Source organism: Sutcliffiella deserti (genome assembly GCF_020037475.1).
Classification (GTDB): Bacteria; Bacillota; Bacilli; order Bacillales; family Bacillaceae_I; genus Sutcliffiella_A; species Sutcliffiella_A deserti.
In genome coordinates this window covers 1-16,757 of the sequence record NZ_JAIQDB010000004.1, presented here as the reverse complement: position 1 = coordinate 16,757, position 16,757 = coordinate 1, and the positions used below count along the sequence as shown (strand labels likewise).

The 16,757-nt window shown below is 35.2% G+C and carries 15 protein-coding genes and 1 pseudogene; 13 read left to right on the top strand and 3 right to left on the bottom strand.

Annotated features, from left to right (window positions below):
* Positions 1-31: 31 nt before the first annotated feature.
* Together K9B36_RS09690 and K9B36_RS17090 are read left to right on the top strand one after the other, a co-directional pair.
* Positions 32-475, top strand: a complete 444-nt coding sequence (locus tag K9B36_RS09690; RefSeq protein ID WP_223701852.1) for a hypothetical protein — start codon at positions 32-34, stop codon at positions 473-475.
* Positions 476-563: 88 nt separating this feature from the next.
* Positions 564-988 (top strand): annotated as a pseudogene (locus K9B36_RS17090) (WapI family immunity protein).
* Positions 989-1,123: 135 nt separating this feature from the next.
* On the opposite strand, the gene K9B36_RS09675 reads toward K9B36_RS17090, so the two are convergent.
* On the bottom strand, positions 1,124-1,705 hold the full coding sequence (locus K9B36_RS09675) for a hypothetical protein (protein WP_223701849.1): 582 nt from the start codon (positions 1,703-1,705) through the stop codon (positions 1,124-1,126).
* A gap of 324 nt (positions 1,706-2,029) precedes the next feature.
* Between K9B36_RS09675 and K9B36_RS17060 the strand changes: the two genes are divergently transcribed.
* Together K9B36_RS17060 and K9B36_RS09670 are read left to right on the top strand one after the other, a co-directional pair.
* Positions 2,030-2,224, top strand: coding sequence for a Type 1 glutamine amidotransferase-like domain-containing protein (locus K9B36_RS17060; protein WP_399201677.1), 195 nt, complete (start codon positions 2,030-2,032; stop codon positions 2,222-2,224).
* Positions 2,199-2,702, top strand: a complete 504-nt coding sequence (locus K9B36_RS09670; RefSeq protein WP_399201675.1) for a Type 1 glutamine amidotransferase-like domain-containing protein — start codon at positions 2,199-2,201, stop codon at positions 2,700-2,702. The genes K9B36_RS17060 and K9B36_RS09670 overlap by 26 nt, the downstream gene beginning before the upstream one ends.
* A 942-nt stretch (positions 2,703-3,644) precedes the next feature.
* Here the strand turns inward: K9B36_RS09670 and K9B36_RS09665 are convergent.
* The gene (locus K9B36_RS09665; protein WP_223701848.1) at positions 3,645-4,031 is read right to left on the bottom strand and encodes a hypothetical protein; all 387 of its coding nucleotides are present in this window, start codon (positions 4,029-4,031) and stop codon (positions 3,645-3,647) included.
* Positions 4,032-4,142: 111 nt separating this feature from the next.
* Positions 4,143-5,504: an MATE family efflux transporter gene (locus tag K9B36_RS09660; protein ID WP_223701847.1), complete on the bottom strand. Its 1,362-nt coding sequence runs from the start codon at positions 5,502-5,504 to the stop codon at positions 4,143-4,145.
* A gap of 194 nt (positions 5,505-5,698) precedes the next feature.
* On the opposite strand from K9B36_RS09660, the gene K9B36_RS09655 reads away from it, so the two are divergent.
* The 9 genes from K9B36_RS09655 (at position 5,699) to K9B36_RS09615 (ending at position 16,390) form a co-directional block, all read left to right on the top strand.
* Positions 5,699-6,631, top strand: a complete 933-nt coding sequence (locus K9B36_RS09655; protein ID WP_223701846.1) for a YVTN family beta-propeller repeat protein — start codon at positions 5,699-5,701, stop codon at positions 6,629-6,631.
* 321 nt (positions 6,632-6,952) lie between these two features.
* Positions 6,953-7,735: a TerC family protein gene (locus tag K9B36_RS09650; RefSeq protein WP_223701845.1), complete on the top strand. Its 783-nt coding sequence runs from the start codon at positions 6,953-6,955 to the stop codon at positions 7,733-7,735.
* Positions 7,736-7,891: 156 nt separating this feature from the next.
* On the top strand, positions 7,892-8,755 hold the full coding sequence (locus K9B36_RS09645; protein WP_223702063.1) for an ATP-binding protein: 864 nt from the start codon (positions 7,892-7,894) through the stop codon (positions 8,753-8,755).
* Positions 8,756-8,765: 10 nt separating this feature from the next.
* The gene (locus K9B36_RS09640) at positions 8,766-10,691 is read left to right on the top strand and encodes a vWA domain-containing protein (protein ID WP_223701844.1); all 1,926 of its coding nucleotides are present in this window, start codon (positions 8,766-8,768) and stop codon (positions 10,689-10,691) included.
* Between the two features lie 81 nt (positions 10,692-10,772).
* A complete protein-coding gene (locus tag K9B36_RS09635; protein ID WP_223701843.1) occupies positions 10,773-11,438 on the top strand; it encodes a phosphatase PAP2 family protein in 666 nt (221 codons plus the stop codon).
* A 212-nt stretch (positions 11,439-11,650) separates the two neighbouring features.
* On the top strand, positions 11,651-12,853 hold the full coding sequence (locus K9B36_RS09630) for an MFS transporter (RefSeq protein WP_223701842.1): 1,203 nt from the start codon (positions 11,651-11,653) through the stop codon (positions 12,851-12,853).
* 98 nt (positions 12,854-12,951) lie between these two features.
* Complete coding sequence (locus K9B36_RS09625; protein WP_223701841.1) at positions 12,952-14,367, top strand: NAD-dependent succinate-semialdehyde dehydrogenase; 1,416 nt, start codon at positions 12,952-12,954, stop codon at positions 14,365-14,367.
* A 183-nt stretch (positions 14,368-14,550) separates the two neighbouring features.
* On the top strand, positions 14,551-15,174 hold the full coding sequence (locus tag K9B36_RS09620; protein ID WP_223701840.1) for a 5-bromo-4-chloroindolyl phosphate hydrolysis family protein: 624 nt from the start codon (positions 14,551-14,553) through the stop codon (positions 15,172-15,174).
* 16 nt (positions 15,175-15,190) lie between these two features.
* Positions 15,191-16,390, top strand: a complete 1,200-nt coding sequence (locus tag K9B36_RS09615) for a toxic anion resistance protein (protein ID WP_223701839.1) — start codon at positions 15,191-15,193, stop codon at positions 16,388-16,390.
* The last annotated feature ends 367 nt before the right edge of the window (positions 16,391-16,757 follow it).

Genomic DNA, 16,757 nt, shown 5'->3' with positions numbered 1-16,757 from the left:
GATTGTTGAATAAGGAACTGTGGAGGATTTTATGGAATTTGATTATCAGTTATCAGGTACTGGGTGGGCAAGGGGCTATCTTAAAATAAATAATAAAAAGTTTAATTTTATTGCAAGTTATTTAACGGATGCATTAAATGATTTGTTAAAATCGTTATTAATAATTACTCCCAAATGTGTTCCTTATCCTCAGAAAAAAAGTTCCTTTATTATGGAGCAAGAACCTGAAAGAACAGTTTGGAAATTTGAGACGCAAGATGACAAAAATGTATTTATAACTATTGTGAATAAAAATGAAGCAGTTGTATTTCAAGAACAATGCTTATTAGATGATTTATTAACTGTTGTTGTTAAATCGATAAGTAAATTGTTAAAAAAGCACGGGATAAAGGGGTATAAAAAATCGTGGGTAAATTATGAATTTCCTTTAGATGAATATCAAAGATTACACAATTACATTAATAAGGCAGATTAAGCCTTATTCCACTAAATAGGAAATATAGACAAAAAATGGCAATTCAACAAGGACTCAAGTTAAAAGGTTGAAAGTTTGAGGTGGTAAAGTGAAGTTCCGACTATTAGGAGAGAAAACTAAAGTAGAAATAGAAGTGTTAAGTCGTGAACATCCAGACAGTTCCGATTATTGGGATGGGAATTGGGTTATTTCAAATGTGAAAGTTGAAATTCCAGGGTATTATGTTGATTTTAATGCAAGTTTAAGAACAGATGATATTAGGGATTTGTTAGTGACTTAAAGTTGATGCATAAGCATTTATCGGGAAAAGCTATCTTGAAAAATTTAGATAGCTTTATACATTTTGAAGGTGTAATGAATAAGTTAGGGCATATTGATTGGTCTGGAGAGACTTGGTATCCAGCAGGAAGTGGTGCAGTACTAACATTCGAATTTGTATCAAACCAATCTTATCTAGAGAATTTGATTAAAGAATTAGAGGATATAATTAAAATATATCCAGTAAATAGGTAAGCCTTAGTTATTCAATTATCTAGGAGCGATTGCTGCATAGTGAATCGCTCCTTTCCTTTCTTAAGAATTAGCAGGATTTAAATTAAGACTGAAAACTGAACCTTTTTTACTTCTGTTCAGAGCGTCAATTCAATGTCATTTTTTTTTATGTTTAATTGAAATATTCTCTTCTTTATCTAATATACGAATGATTTCTTGAGTAATTAATGTTTGTGATTCAACTCGATTTTTCGGCAGGAATAGTTTACCTGGATATAGTCCTCTTCCTAAATAAAATATGTAGTTATCAGGTGTTGCAATAATTTTTATTTTAGGGTTATTTTTATATTTTTCCTTATCCCTACCATTAAAGATAAATTTTCGACTGTCCTTATCAAAAAGTATATTGAGAAACATAGCATTTTTCTTTTTGTGAGTTTCATACATCGTAGACCCGAGATATTTTTCCACAAATCTCCACGAAAATATTATTAATGCAAGCCAAGCAATACTTATAATAATTGTAAGCAAAATATAATCATTGTTAAGTTTAGCAAGATGTTTAGCACTGGTTGCTGATTCTACAATAGCATCTCTTGCTAAATAATAACCAAATATTCCAGGAAGAGGGAAACTTAAAACTAGCAACCAGTAACCAAACCTTGTGGCAGGGTTATGTCTCATCATTTGCACGCAATCATTAAGAGTAACTTCTACCTTAGCTTGAATTGTTTGCATAATAGTAAATAGGCTCCTTTATTGATATTTATATTAAAATGATAACATAAATTATTCTTAAGCATATTACAAATAGTCTTAGAAAAAAAGAGATATCTTGAGTCCGAGTCTTCAGCAATCTGGAGCTTATATGGAACAATGTAAGCTTCTTTTTTTGTGAAATTATTATTGAGTTAATGGTATGGATTTGAAATAATTGGTATTAAGTTAAGTAGCGATAAAAAAAGAGTATGGAAATCATGATTACTGTAATTATTATGAAATTCATACAGATGGGGTGAAAGATTGAGACAGATTATTGCAATGGGTGGTGGGGGTTTTTCTATGGAACCAGAAAACCTACTACTTGATAAATATATTTTAGCTCAAATAAAAAAAGACTTACCCAAGGTGTGTTTTGTTCCAACCGCTAGCGGAGACCAATCAAATTATATAGAAAGATTTTATAAAGCATTTAAGCTTCTTCCTTGCACTCCTTCACACTTATCTTTATTTGAACCGGATTTTACCGGATTTTAAAGACTTAGAAAAATTTATTCTTGAGCAAGATATTATTTATGTTGGAGGAGGAAATACCAGAAATATGCTTCTTTTGTGGAAGGAATGGGGAGTGGACCAAGTTCTTAAAAAGGCTTATGAAAAAGGAATTATACTTGCTGGACTAAGTGCTGGTGCAATATGTTGGTTTGAAGAAGGATTAACAGACCCCTTAAATGCACCGTTGTATAAACTTGAATGTTTAGGCTTTTTGAAGGGAAGTAAATGTCCGCATTATGATGGGGAGAATAAAAGAAGGTCTTCATATCACCAGTTAGTCTTAGAAGGAAAAATGAAAGAAGGATACGCAGTTGATGATGGTGCAGCTCTTCATTTTGTTAATGAAACACTATCTAATTCAGTTAGCTCTAGACCAAAAGCAAAATCTTATATTGTTAAATGTGTAAATGGTGAAATTATTGAAGATGAGATAAATACAATATACTTAAGTGTTATATGATTTTACGTATGCTTTCTGCTCATCTCCAGATAGCCTGAATATTGAAACGCTGCTTCGATTATTTGCACTATGGAAAGACAATGCACCTTTCACAAAAGAACGCCTTGTAGATGAGGTGATTTTTCAACTGTATTTCCGTATTGGTGTATGCATTAAAGTACATCCTGAGGATTTTAGTAGCTATATGAAAGTTTGGAGTGAATGGAGAGAGTATCTTAGTTGACTCAAAAAATCAGTACATAAATAGGAAGACCATTGTGCAGCTGACGGGCGCTATCCCAGAACAGGGATCAGCGCTCTTTTTATTTTTAGGGTCAGATAGTGGAACACCACTTAAAAGAAAATTGGATATCTATGTTAAAATTAAGAAGAGATTATGAAGGTTTCTACATAAAGTAATTGGCAGTTTAGCGGAAGAGTCCAGATTGAACTTTATTCAGTAATAGGTTAACAGAATAATAGAATTCAATTTAAGACTGTGTATATTTTTAAAAATGGGGGTGTTTCTTTAGTGGAAAAAAGTGAAAAGAAATTACATTTTAGATTATTGTTTATTCCATACTTAGTTGCCATACTATTGTTTGCGATTATTAAACTTATGTGGAACGATGTTCATTCATCCTTGTTACTTATTTTTTTAACGATAGGTCTTTTCATAAGTTTGTTAATATCAATTTACTCACGAAAGGATAAGTATAATTAAACTATCAGGTGTTTTAGTAAAATAACTGAAGTTCCATATATTGCAGCTCTTTCGCATTTTTCAACATTATTCAGCAATTGGGCGTAAGAAATGAATATATTTTTTTAGAGTAAATGAAAGACCCATCCTCAATAAAAATATAAGGATGGGTTTAAATGTTACCTTTTTCAAAGTAAGTTGAGAAAACTGGTCTTTTAAAATCAAATGAGCAGCACATATTCTAATACCAGTAATTGGATTCATTTTTGCAAATGTTCATTTTTTAGTTGAGCATAGTATTTTGTTAAATAATCATTCGCTTTAACTGTTAATTGAGAAACCTTATGGATACTATTTGGATTAATTCGATTTAGACCAACATCCTGCAAATATGCAAAGGCTACACAGAGTGGTGGAAGAAGGTAGTCCACTACTAAAATATTGGAATCAAATTCAATTAGTACTTTAATTTGTTTCTTTAATTCAATTTTTATATGCTGGAATTGCTTTTTTACATGGTTTTGAATAGTAGCTTTCTCTCCATATTCAGAGTGGTTGTAAGTAGATAGAAGTTCCATTAATATATTAAATTCCCTTTGAAAATAATCGAGTACAGAACACACTTTAGTAGCATCAGCTTTATTCATATAAGTTCTCCTCAAAAAAAGTAGTTTAATTATCTTTCTACTTTTTTCGACAAATAACTACATATTCCTTCAAATATTCCTATAAGAATACTCTGATTCAAAAGGCAAAAACTAGTTTGCAGCGTTTTTTAATTGATAGATTTTTTGTATCTTTAACAAGCGCCATGTTAAGCCTATGGCACCTGCAGCAAGTCCAATGATTAGTCCTATCCAATAACCGAATGCTCCGTAGCTCGTATAATTGGCTAACAGATAACCAACTGGTAGACCTATAAACCAATAAGACACTAATGCTAATAGAAATGTTATATTAACGTCTTTATATCCTCGCAATGCTCCCTGGATTGGAGCTGCAATTGCATCTGAAAGTTGAAAGAAAATTGCATAAAGAAGGAAGGAAGTCGTTAATGTTATCACTTCTGGATCTTTTGTATATAATGATGCTACTTCAGACCTGAAGATATAAAGCAAAATAGCACATACAGATGAAAGAAGCACTGCTGCAATAACCCCGATAAGTGTATATTGTTTAGCATCCTTAATTCTTTTCGCACCAATTTCGAAGCCGACCAATATCGTTAATGCCATCGAAATACTAAGTGGGACCATATAGAGTAAAGATGCAAAATTCAATGCCACTTGATGAGATGCAATAGTCACTGTATCAAAAGAGCTCATTAATAACGTAACAGCAGAAAAAATGCTTGTCTCAAAAAATATTGACAACCCGATTGGCACTCCAATCACAAGGATCTCTTTCCATTTGCTTAAGGATATAGGGTATAGCTTTTGGAAGAGTTGAAATTGAGTAAAAGGTCTCTTCTTTAGCACGATATACAAGGAGATTAGCATAATTAACCAATAAGTAATAGCAGATGCTATCCCTGATCCTATTCCACCAAGAGCAGGCAGTCCAAGCTTACCGAAAATAAGTATATAATTTAGAACTATATTAATAGGAAGAGATAGGAGAGTAATGATCATCGAAATTCTCGTATGACCAAGCGCATCAATGAAACAGCGCAGGACAGTATAGCCAAAAAGAGGGATAACTCCAAATCCTAATGCAACCAGATAGTACTTAGCTACATAGCGGACTTCTTCCTCTAAATTCATTCCTTGTAAAATAGGCTGAACTAATACAGCGCCTAATCCTAACACTATCAAACTCATGGCAAGTGCAACATACATCCCTTGAGTAATTGAAAAAGGAACACTTTCTGTTTTCTTTGCTCCTACTAGATGCGCAATTATAGGTGTGATGGATAAAAGTATACCGCTTAAGCCTGTGTAAATGGGTACCCATAATCCGGAGCCTATCGCTACACCCGCTAGATCGCTCGGCCCCACATTTCCTGTCATCATAATATCAAATAAATTCATGGAAAAAAGTCCAAGTTGAGTAACCAGTATAGGAATGACAATTTTAATAAATAATTTGATTCTTTCTTGATAGGTAAAAACTTGGTTCATTCTGCGCCACAATCCTTCAGCTTAGTCATAATCTATGTGATTATAACACACCTTTTTAAAGGAGGCTCCTTTGTTTAACTTGGATTGTTCCGGTAGGTTATATCTTATATAAAAGTCTGAATAATGTTTGTATTTTAAATAATATGATATAGTTTAAAAGGTACGATGATAACTTATAAGGAAGTGACTTTTGCATGAATGAATATTTATTAGTGTTAAATAAAGATGAAGATACTGTATCCGTTATCTCAACAGAAACAAAGGAAACGGTCAGAAGAATAGAAACAGATTTTAATCCCCATGAACTTATAGTGTCCCAAGATGGTAAGAAGACGTATATAACATGCTCTCAAGGTAACAAGTTAAATATCTTAAATAATGAAACATTTGAAATAGAAAAAAGAATAGAACACCCGGATTTTCAGTTTCCTCATGGTTTAGGTTTATCACAGGATGGTAAAAAGTTATATTTGGCTTCTACCTATAGTGAAAAGGTATTTATCATTAACACAAAAACAGATGAAATTACTAAAGTTATTTCCACCAACCAGAAACATTCACATATGGTAGCCCTGTCGGCAGACGGAAACAAAGTATACATACCGAACATAGGAAGTCATAATGTGACTGTAATCGATAATGATAGGGAAGAGATACTGAGTCATTTTCCTGTAGGAAAGGGTCCAGAGGGAATGGCAGCACATCCTAATGGAAAAGATCTATACGTTGCAAATCAAGAAGATGGAACACTGTATGTGATCGATACAGAAACCTATGAAATTAAATTTAAACGTCGGATTGGTAGTATTCCTGTTAGGCTTGTCTTTTCTCCAGATGGAAGGTTTGCTCTGATCCCGAATAGAGAATCCGGAGACCTTTCGATCATTGATACGGAACATAAACTAAATGGAACGGTTCAGCCTTGGGAGATTAAAAGGATTCGTGTTGGAGTATGGCCTGGAGGGACTGTTTTCAATAAGGACGGTACAATAGCCTATGTTGCAAATAACAAAACAAATGACATTTCTATTATTGATATGAATACATTAGAAGAAATCGATAAAATAAAAGCTGGTATACATCCAGATGGAATTGCCTTGCTAACTGTTGGTGAAAATTTAGCTTGACAGTTTGTTGGTCTGTCACTAAAATAGGAATATATTAATATACCAAATTACTTACAAGCCCGTCAAAGGGGAGTAGCTATGAAAACAATATTGCCGTCATTACGTGACTTTAAATAGTCACCGGCTTTATTGGCAACTTTCATGTTGTTAGCAAGACCTTTGCCTGAACTGGAGACAGTTCTAGGCAAAGGTCTTTTTATGTTTAATGAAAGGCTGTTTTCGCAAAGATTGTTGCTTAAAGCAACAATCTTTACGAAAAGAGCTTAATGAAAAGACCTTTGCCTAGGTAATAGCTTTTGTATGAGGAGGAGAATAGAAGAGATGGAACTTCAATTATTATTAGAATATGGCTGGGTACTCCTTGTCCTCATTGGACTTGAAGGTATACTTGCGGCGGATAACGCATTGGTTTTAGCCATCATGGTTAAGCACTTACCAGAAGAACAAAGAAAGCGCGCTTTATTTTATGGTTTGGCAGGTGCACTTGTATTTAGATTAGGGTCTTTATTTGTCATTTCTTTTATTGTTACTATATGGCAGGTGCAAGCTCTAGGTGCAGCATACTTATTGTTTATTGCATTAAATCATATTTGGCGGAAGATAGTTGTGAGAAGAGCAGAACATGCAGCAGCACTAGACAAACCAGAAAAAAAATCAGGATTTTGGTTTACTGTTTTGAAAGTAGAACTTGCTGACATTGCATTTGCAGTGGATTCTATTCTTGCAGCATTTGCTTTAGCATTAACACTTCCAAAGACTAATTTACCTCAAATTGGAGGTATTGATGGCGGTCAGTTTATCATCATCTTCCTTGGTGGATTTATCGGGGTAGTTATCATGCGATTTGCTGCTACCTTGTTTGTTAAACTATTAAAAGAACGCCCAAGTTTAGAGACAGCAGCTTTCCTTATTGTAGGTTGGGGAGGGTTTAAGCTTTTGATTTTTACCCTGGCACATCCAAGTGTAGGAGTATTACCATACCATTTCCCTCATTCCCCATTATTTAAGACAATGTTCTGGATTGTCTTAATCGGGATTGCTGCAGGAGGTTGGATTGTATCAGGTAAGAACAAAGTTATTAAAGAAGTAGACAGTATAAAATAGTCAATGCGTCAAACCTTAATCCTTTAAGACTATAATAAATATTGTTATAATAAAAAGCTGTTGACTAACTCTGTCAGCAGCTTTTTTCTAATTAATGTTTATACTAAATAATAATACATTTAATGCTTATAAAAGGAGCTAAATAATTTGTTTACAATGAATAATTTGCCAATTAATGTCCAAGAGAAAATTAATCAAAATGCGTTAACACATACTCATTCGAGCTTAATCGGCAAGAAAGGCTTCACAGCTGTTGATGATAGCCTGCTGTTTGATGCAATAATTTCTTTGTCGCTCGGGAAAAACGTTTTGCTAAAGGGACCAACAGGTTCTGGAAAAACAAAGTTAGCTGAAACGTTGTCAGCTATTTTTCATCAGCCAATGCATAGCATCAATTGTTCGGTGGATTTAGATGCAGAGGCATTATTGGGATTTAAAACGATTCAGAACGTGGAGGGCAAAGCATCCATAGAGTTTGTACCTGGCCCTGTTATAGAAGCAATGAAAAAAGGTCACCTACTTTATATTGATGAAGTGAACATGGCTAAGCCTGAAACACTCCCTATACTAAATGGTGTGCTTGATTACCGGAAAACCATTACCAATCCATTTACAGGAGAGGTAGTCACAGCAAACAAGGACTTTGGTGTAATTGCCGCAATAAATGAGGGATATGTAGGGACGGTACCACTAAATGAAGCATTAAAAAATAGGTTTGTTGTTATAGATGTTCCATATATACAGGGAGAAGTTTTATTGCAGGTGCTTAAGGAGCAATCACTTTTAAAGGATCAGCAGATGTTAATGAAATATGTTACCCTGTCTTCAGATCTGATTGCACTCGTAAAAAACGGACAATTATCCGAAGAGGCCGCATCCGTCAGAGCCTTATTAGATACTTGTGACTTAAGCGTCTATTTGCCACCCCTTCGAGCGATCAAGCGAGGAATAGTGGAAAAACTAGAAGATGAACGGGAAAAAGCAGCAATCATGAATGTTGCGCAAACTTTATTCAAATGAGGGAAAAACATTGAGGCCAATTGTCTTTAATGATAAAAAGATTGATTCGTTTTTATTTATGGAGCTTGCAGACTTGGCAGTTTCTTTGTCTAAAAAAGGGCAATTAGAAGTTGACTATGCCTATAAATCCTACTATAATCCTTACCAAAATAAGTTGTTTATCAGTTTATTCTGGGACAATCATCCGCCATATGAAAAGGTAGAAGGATTAAAAAGTGATGTATACTTGCGAAGTGTGGGAACCATTCCACATACAGATTTTACAGTGGTAAAACGGTATGTGGTAAAACATAAGAATACTAATCTAAGCAGCTTTGCCCGTCAGCTTTTCATGCTATTAGAGGATTTGAGGCTTGAAGAAATCTGCAAACGCGAAAGACCTGGCATGATAGCTACTTTTATGACAAGAAGATCGGAATATCAAAAATACTTTAGAAGTCAGCTGAAAGTAAACTTAGACCGAAATATTTCATGTGACGCATTGTACAATCTGCTCTTTTTACTATTAACAACAGATAACCCATTAGAGGAAATTCCACATATAACTGAACCGATTGATCTGGCACTTCCTTTCATTAGGGAGGAGGCATCCAAAGCCTATCTTGCCGAGTCTACAAATAGTATTGAAAAGATTTGCAATATTATCCTAGAAGTATTAGAAGAATTTCTCGAGAAAGACATGCTGAACATGTACTTTCAATTGCCGGACTTCACAGAGTTTGAAGAAATGAGTGAAGGTTTGACTTTTGATGAATTGAAAAGAAAAAGCCCTTTAAAGAATAATGATAAAAAAGAAAAGGACAAATCCTCAGAGGAAGACATACATGAAGAAAAAATGCCGACATGGCACAGAGAATCTGAGGCTAATTCAAACAGTTTTTTACAGTTTGATTTGGAACAAGGTACGAAAATGGACCTGATGGGAGAAGGCGGGCGAGAAGGAGAAGACGGAGATCAGGCAATGGGGGTTGTCCAGGGGGCAAGTAAACAAACAAAGAAAAACGACTATTCCCAATTCGAAGCAATGGACACCGTTCATGAGGAAGAGAAAAAAGAAGGCGGAACTTCCACTGAGTTTGGCAAAGAAAATAAATTTGCCTATTCAATCTTTCTCAGTCCTACACCTGTCCCATTAGAACATAAGAGAGAGTATGAGGAATATAAGCTATTTGTTTCTTCTTATCAGAAAAAACTAAAGCAGTTGATTCAAAAAACATTAGAACATAAGAAAATTCTTCCCAGAAGCGATTTAGCTTTTGGGCGTTTAAGCAAAAAATTGTTACCTTGGTTTATTGAGGATAATCCAAAAATGTTTTATAAGAAAGACAACCCTTCTATAGAAATAGATGCTGTATTTTCCTTGCTTGTAGATTGTTCTGCATCAATGCATGACAAAATGACACAAACGAAATTTGGAATCACTCTGTTTCATGAAGCACTTAAATCAGTAAATGTTCCTCATGAAGTAGTAGGTTTTTGGGAAGATACGAATGATGCTACGGCCATAAGCCAGCCGAATTATTTTAAAACGGTCATTGATTTCTCTTCTAGTAGAGAACGCAGTTCCGGTCCTCAAATTCTTCAATTAGAGCCTGAAGAGGACAATCGAGACGGTTATGCAATCCGCCATATGGCAAAAAGAGTGAGCCTTAGGAATGAAAAACAAAAATTCTTGTTGGTCTTTTCTGATGGAGAACCTGCAGCAATGAATTACGAACAAAATGGAATAGTAGATACCCATCAAGCAGTAACAGAGGCTAGGAAAAAAGGCATCGAAGTAATCAATGTTTTCTTGGCAAATGGGGAAATTGAAGAAAGTCAGGTAAAAACGATCCAAAATATGTATGGAAAATATAGTATTCTCGTACCAGATATAGGAGAACTACCTGATGTCTTATTTCCACTACTGAAAAAGCTATTGTTGAAAAGTTTATAAATTTTTCATTTAAGCTAACGCTAACTATGAAGCATTACATAGTCAGGGTTAGTTTTTTTTACAGAAATGGAGGAAATTTATTTGACTTTTCAGCCTAAGAAACTGTTTATTACTAGCTTTTTATTAAGTATGTTCTTTTTTACCATTGGTTTTAGCCTTACATTCAAGGGGGTTGAGAATCTGGATGGTAATATTGGTGAAGCTTTGTACCGGTACGGAGAAGTAGATGGATTTTTTATTTTTTTCTCCTTTTTAGGATCGAGAAATTTCTTTTACCCAGCTTTGATTGTTCTAACTGTTTTTTTATTGTATAAGAAATATTATCATCCAATTATGTTACTATGGATAAATCTATTAGGTGTAAGGTTATTTAACACAATCTTGAAAAGTATTTATGTTCGAGACAGACCAAGTCTAGAGCATTTGGAGTACGCGAGCTTCTACAGTTTTCCAAGCGGTCATTCCATGAATTCTTTTGCCTTTTACAGTATAATTGCAATTTTATTTATAGCAATCTCTAAGTTCCATAAGATAAAATTATTTATAACCTTTTTCACAGTAATCTTAATCCTACTTATAGGACTAAGCCGGATATCTTTAGGAGTCCATTATCCTTTAGACGTACTTGCTGGTTTTACTGCCGGTGCTGCTTGGGTTACCTTACTAATAGGTGTCTGGATTAAGTTATATGGAGAAAAAGGAATTGGTTATCAAAGAACTCATATAGAATATAGTCGTGCTAAATAATATAAAATTTCGTGTAGCGAAAAGCTTTCGAGCATGGTATGATTTTACTTATTGAAATGGCTCTGTAAATCACCGATTTTGTGGTTGGAATTCTCCTTAAAATAATTGCATATCACAGAAATTTTACCTCTTGAATTTAGTATTGGAACATTCACATTCAACAACTAATTAACTTTTCAAAGCCTATTAAAAGTAGAACGGAGTACACATCCATGTGGAAAAACAAAAATGTCTGGATTATCTTGGTGGGCGAGTTTATCGCTGGCATTGGCCTATGGACAGGTATCATTGGAAATCTAGAGTTCATGCAATCACACGTACCCTCAGACTTCGCTAAAGCACTTATCTTGTTCGTTGGTTTACTTGCTGGTGTACTGGTAGGGCCATGGGCTGGTAAAATCATTGATTCATATAGCAAAAAGAAGGTTATGTTATACTCGGGCCTTGGCCGAATGTTCAGTGTTTGTTTTATGTTTTTAGCTATTGAATATCAGTCCATCTTCTTAATGATCTTGTTTATGATTACTATCCAAATTTCAGCTGCCTTTTATTTTCCTGCATTACAAACCGCAATTCCGTTAGTTGTAGCAGATAAAGATCTTTTGGAAATGAACGGTGTCCATATGAATGTATCCACCGTTTCCAGAATAGCAGGTACCGCTCTTGCAGGAGCAATGTTAATTATAGTGAGTTTAACCTCGTTATATTTAGCATCGATGGTAGCTTATGGTGTTCTCTTTCTCTTAACTTTTCTTCTTGATTTTAAAGAAGAAACAGCTAATGGTCAAATAAAGGGTGGAAAGGGTTCGGGGAGCTTCAAAGAAGTTTTACCTGTTCTCAAAGATACTCCAATTGCCTTAACTGTTTTAATCCTGACCATTGTGCCGATATTATTTATTGGCGGTTTCAATCTGATGGTAATCAATATTAGCGAAATACAAGATGATCAAACGATTAAAAGTTTAATTTACACTGTGGAAGGTGTCTGTTTTATGATTGGAGCGTTCGCTGTGAAAAAAATCTCCAATGAACAAAACATGATTCAGCTTATGTTTCTTTTCGCAAGTTTAATTGGTGTTGCACATCTTTCTTTATTTTTTGCTGATATTAAAATGATGTCACTGATTTCCTTTGGTGTCTTTGGCTTGGCTGTAGGGTGTTTTTTTCCTATCGCTGCGACAATTTTCCAAACAAAAATACCAAAAGAATATCACGGAAGATTTTTCTCCTTCCGAAATATGCTTGACAGAGTCTTATTTCAGGTTGTCCTCTTATGCACTGGTTTATTTCTTGATACCATCGGATTACAGGTGATGGCGTTGATTTTCGGGTTTCTTTCCTTAACATTGGTTATCATTTATGCTTTTAAAATTTTAAGACAGGAAATAGCAATTCCAGTACAAAAAACACCTTAAGTCTAGGTGTTTTTTTGCTATAAAAAAGGGGAATACATTAAGCACAATGAATATATAATCAACAGCATAGAAATGTGAGTAAAATAGGAGGGCGAAATATGGAGAAATACTCAATGTACATAAATGGAGAATGGAAGGATGGATCAGAGGAAATACAGGTGATAAACCCAGCAACTGGGGAGGCCATAGCAACCGTTCCAAGTATTGAGGAAGACCAGCTTTATGAAGTAATCGATTATGCTTCAGAAGCATTTCATACATGGAGAGAAACTACTGCATATGAAAGAGCAGAGCTTTTAGAGAAATGGTGTCGCTTATTAGATGAAAATAAAAAAGAAATAGCCGAAACATTGACAAAAGAACAGGGCAAACCATTTAAAGAGGCACTTGGTGAGGTTATGTATGCGAACAGTTTTGTTGAGTGGTACAAGGAAGAGGGAAAAAGGGTGTACGGCGAAACAATACCAGCAACTCATTCTAATAAAAGACTTTTGGTTCAAAAGCAGCCGGTGGGTGTGGTGGCCGCTATTACTCCTTGGAATTTTCCGGCAGCCATGATTACAAGAAAGGTAGCACCAGCCTTGGCAGCAGGTTGCACTGTCATTGTAAAACCTGCGGGCCAAACACCTCTAACAGCGCTACTACTTGCAAAGTATGCTCATGAAGCAGGGATTCCTAAAGGTGTTCTACAGGTAATCACGGGGAAATCTAGTACGATTGGAAAAACGTTAATGAACAGCACAAAAGTAAAAAAACTGACATTTACCGGCTCTACTGAAGTAGGAAAGAAATTAATGAAAATGGCTTCAGATACAGTGAAAAACCTATCATTGGAATTAGGCGGACACGCCCCATTTATAGTTTTTGAAGATGCAAACTTGAAAAAGGCTGTTCAAGGTTTAATAGCATCTAAATTTCGTAATGCAGGTCAAACGTGCATATGTGCCAATAGAATATATGTGCATGAAAATATAGTAGAAGACTTTACCTCTCTATTTATTAAAGAAGTTTCCAAGCTGAAAATAGGAAATGGAATGGAGAGAGGAACAGAAATAGGTCCACTAATTGACAGTGATGCATTAGAAAAAGTTCAAAATCATATAATGGATGCCAAGCAGAAGGGAGCGGTTGTATCATATGGAGGAGAAGTGATCAATAACACGCTTTTTGAGCCTACCGTACTCACCAATGTCACGGATGATATGCTATGCATGCATGAAGAAACATTTGGTCCGGTTGCACCAATCAGTACATTTAAAGAAGAAACAGAAGTGCTAGAAAGAGCAAACAATTCCCCTTATGGTCTAGCCGCATATTTTTATACAGAAAGTATAGCAAGAGTGTACCGAGTGTCGGAAAAATTAGATTACGGAATTATAGGAGTGAATGATGGAGCGCCATCTTCCGCACAAGCACCATTTGGTGGAATAAAAGAAAGCGGAATTGGCCGCGAAGGTGGGCACCATGGTTTAGAAGAATATCTTGAAGTTAAATATGTATCAATAGGTATCTAGAAACTTAAATTTTCATCTCCCAGCCTTTCCCTAGTGAAACTCACTAATGGTTAGGCTTTTTCTTATGGCTTTCATCATATATAATAGAAGTAAGAGTATAAATGAAACCTTTTGCGATTCTAATCGTATAAAATAGTATCAATACCAAGGAAGCCTGAAAAACAGGCTAAGGAGTGGTGAGAGTTGAAACGATTTTTTAAACAAGCTTTTATTTTTATTGCTTCCACCAATATATCCATTGTTACGTTTGTTCTTATTTTCTTTGCCATAAGCAATCAAATAGTCTTCGCACTACTTGGAGCTACTGGTGTTTTCTTGCTTAGTCATGTTCTGTTAAAAAGGAAATTACTGCCCAATGATGAAATAGACAAGATAGAGCGCGAAGAAAAAAAGTATGTTCTTGCACAAATTAGAGAAGCCAAGGTGAAAGTCAAAAAGTTGAATAGCACTCGATTCAAAGTTCGTTCTATTTTTGTATATCAAAATATAACCAAGCTTTACAAAATATCTTTAAAGGTTATTAAAATGGTAGAAAATGAACCTATACGATATCGTACCGCTCAAAAGTTTATCCAACAACATCTCGATTCATCTGCTATTATTGCAGAAAAGTACGTGCACCTACTTTCTCAGCCCGTCCGCACACATGAAGTTTCAGCTGCCTTAAGAGAAACTGAGAATACTCTAAAACAGCTAGAACGCAGTATGGAAAAAGAACTAATGACGGTTCTTTCGGGGGATATGCATAACTTGAATACAGAAATTAAACTTATGAATCAAAATACACTTACCATAGAAAAGAAGTAGCTTATGAGGTGAAATAATGAAAAACGATGAAAAATTAGAAGAAAAAATGAAACAAGATACTTTAAATGATCTTTTGAATAATCCTTTTTCTACTCCAACACTGGAACATGAACTTGCTCCACAACAAGAAAAAGAAGCAGCGCCCTATAAAGAGAAAGTAATGGATACTTTATCTGAAGATCTTAAATTAAGAGCGATGGAAATAGCGAAGCAAATTGATCCAACCGATCAACAAGCTATATCTTCCTATGGTATTACTGCTCAAAACGAGCTATCAAGCTTCTCAAATTCCATTCTTTCACATGTTCAAGCTAAGGATGCCGGCCCTGTGGGAGAAGTAGTATCCGATTTAATGAAGAAAATTAAAGAAGTGAAACCAGGAGAATTAGAACCTCAGAAAAAGGGTTTCTTTGGAAAACTGTTTGGTTCAGTAAATAACTCCGTTAATCAACTTTTTGCCAAATACCGAAAAATCGGCTTTGAAATCGATAAAATTGCCGATCAGCTCGAAAGCTTTAAAAAGGTGCTGCAACGCGACAATATCATGTTGGAATCTCTTTATGATAAAAATAAAGATTACTTTCAAGCCCTAAATGTTTATATTGCTGCGGCAGAACACAAATTGGACGACATTGAAAATATATTAGTTCCTGAATTAGAGAAAAAAGCACGATCCACTAATAACCAAATGGATGTTCAAGCAGTCAGTGATATGATGCAATTTGCCGACCGTTTACAAAAAAGAACTCATGATTTAAAAATAAGCCGGCAAATAACATTGCAAATGGCACCACAAATCCGAATGATTCAGCATACAAATCAGACACTTGTGGAAAGGATTCAGTCCTCCATCCTAACGGCTATTCCTCTTTGGAAGAACCAATTAGTTATTGCAGTTTCATTATACAACCAGCAAAAAGCAGTAGACACGCAAAGAAATGTTTCAGAAACAACCAACGAACTTTTGCTTCGCAACTCTGAGATGTTAAAGCAAAACACTATTTCAGCAGCAAAAGAAAACGAGCGTGGACTGGTTGATATCGAAACCTTAAAGAAAACCCAGGAGAATTTAATTGAGACTCTAGAAGAAACGTTACAAATTCAACAAGATGGCCGCCAAAAGCGCGAACAAGTCGAACAAGAACTTGTTCTTATGGAAAACGAATTGAAAAACAAACTCCTGGATATTCGATCAAAAGCGAAAAAGAAGTCTTAGACTATACTAGAAAAGGCTGCAGAGGGATTTATCAAAACCCTTCGCAAGTCTTTTTTGTTTTGGTAAACAAAAGAGTGTAAGAATTAATGCTACGACAGCCCAGTCGACCCCTTATGTGACATTTACGGGAAAGTGACCAACATGGTAGTTGAAGGTTCTGTACCTTTGGGAGTTAAGTAGGTACATGAAAAGTAGGGAAGCCGATGGATGATGTACCAACAAGGGAGAAGTTAGTACATGAAAAGCAGGGAAACCTCTGGATGATGTACCAACAAAGGCGAAGAAAGTACATGAAAAGCAGATGATCCGGTGGATGATGTACCAATAAAGGCGAAGAAAGTACATGAAAAGCAGGTAAGCCCATGGA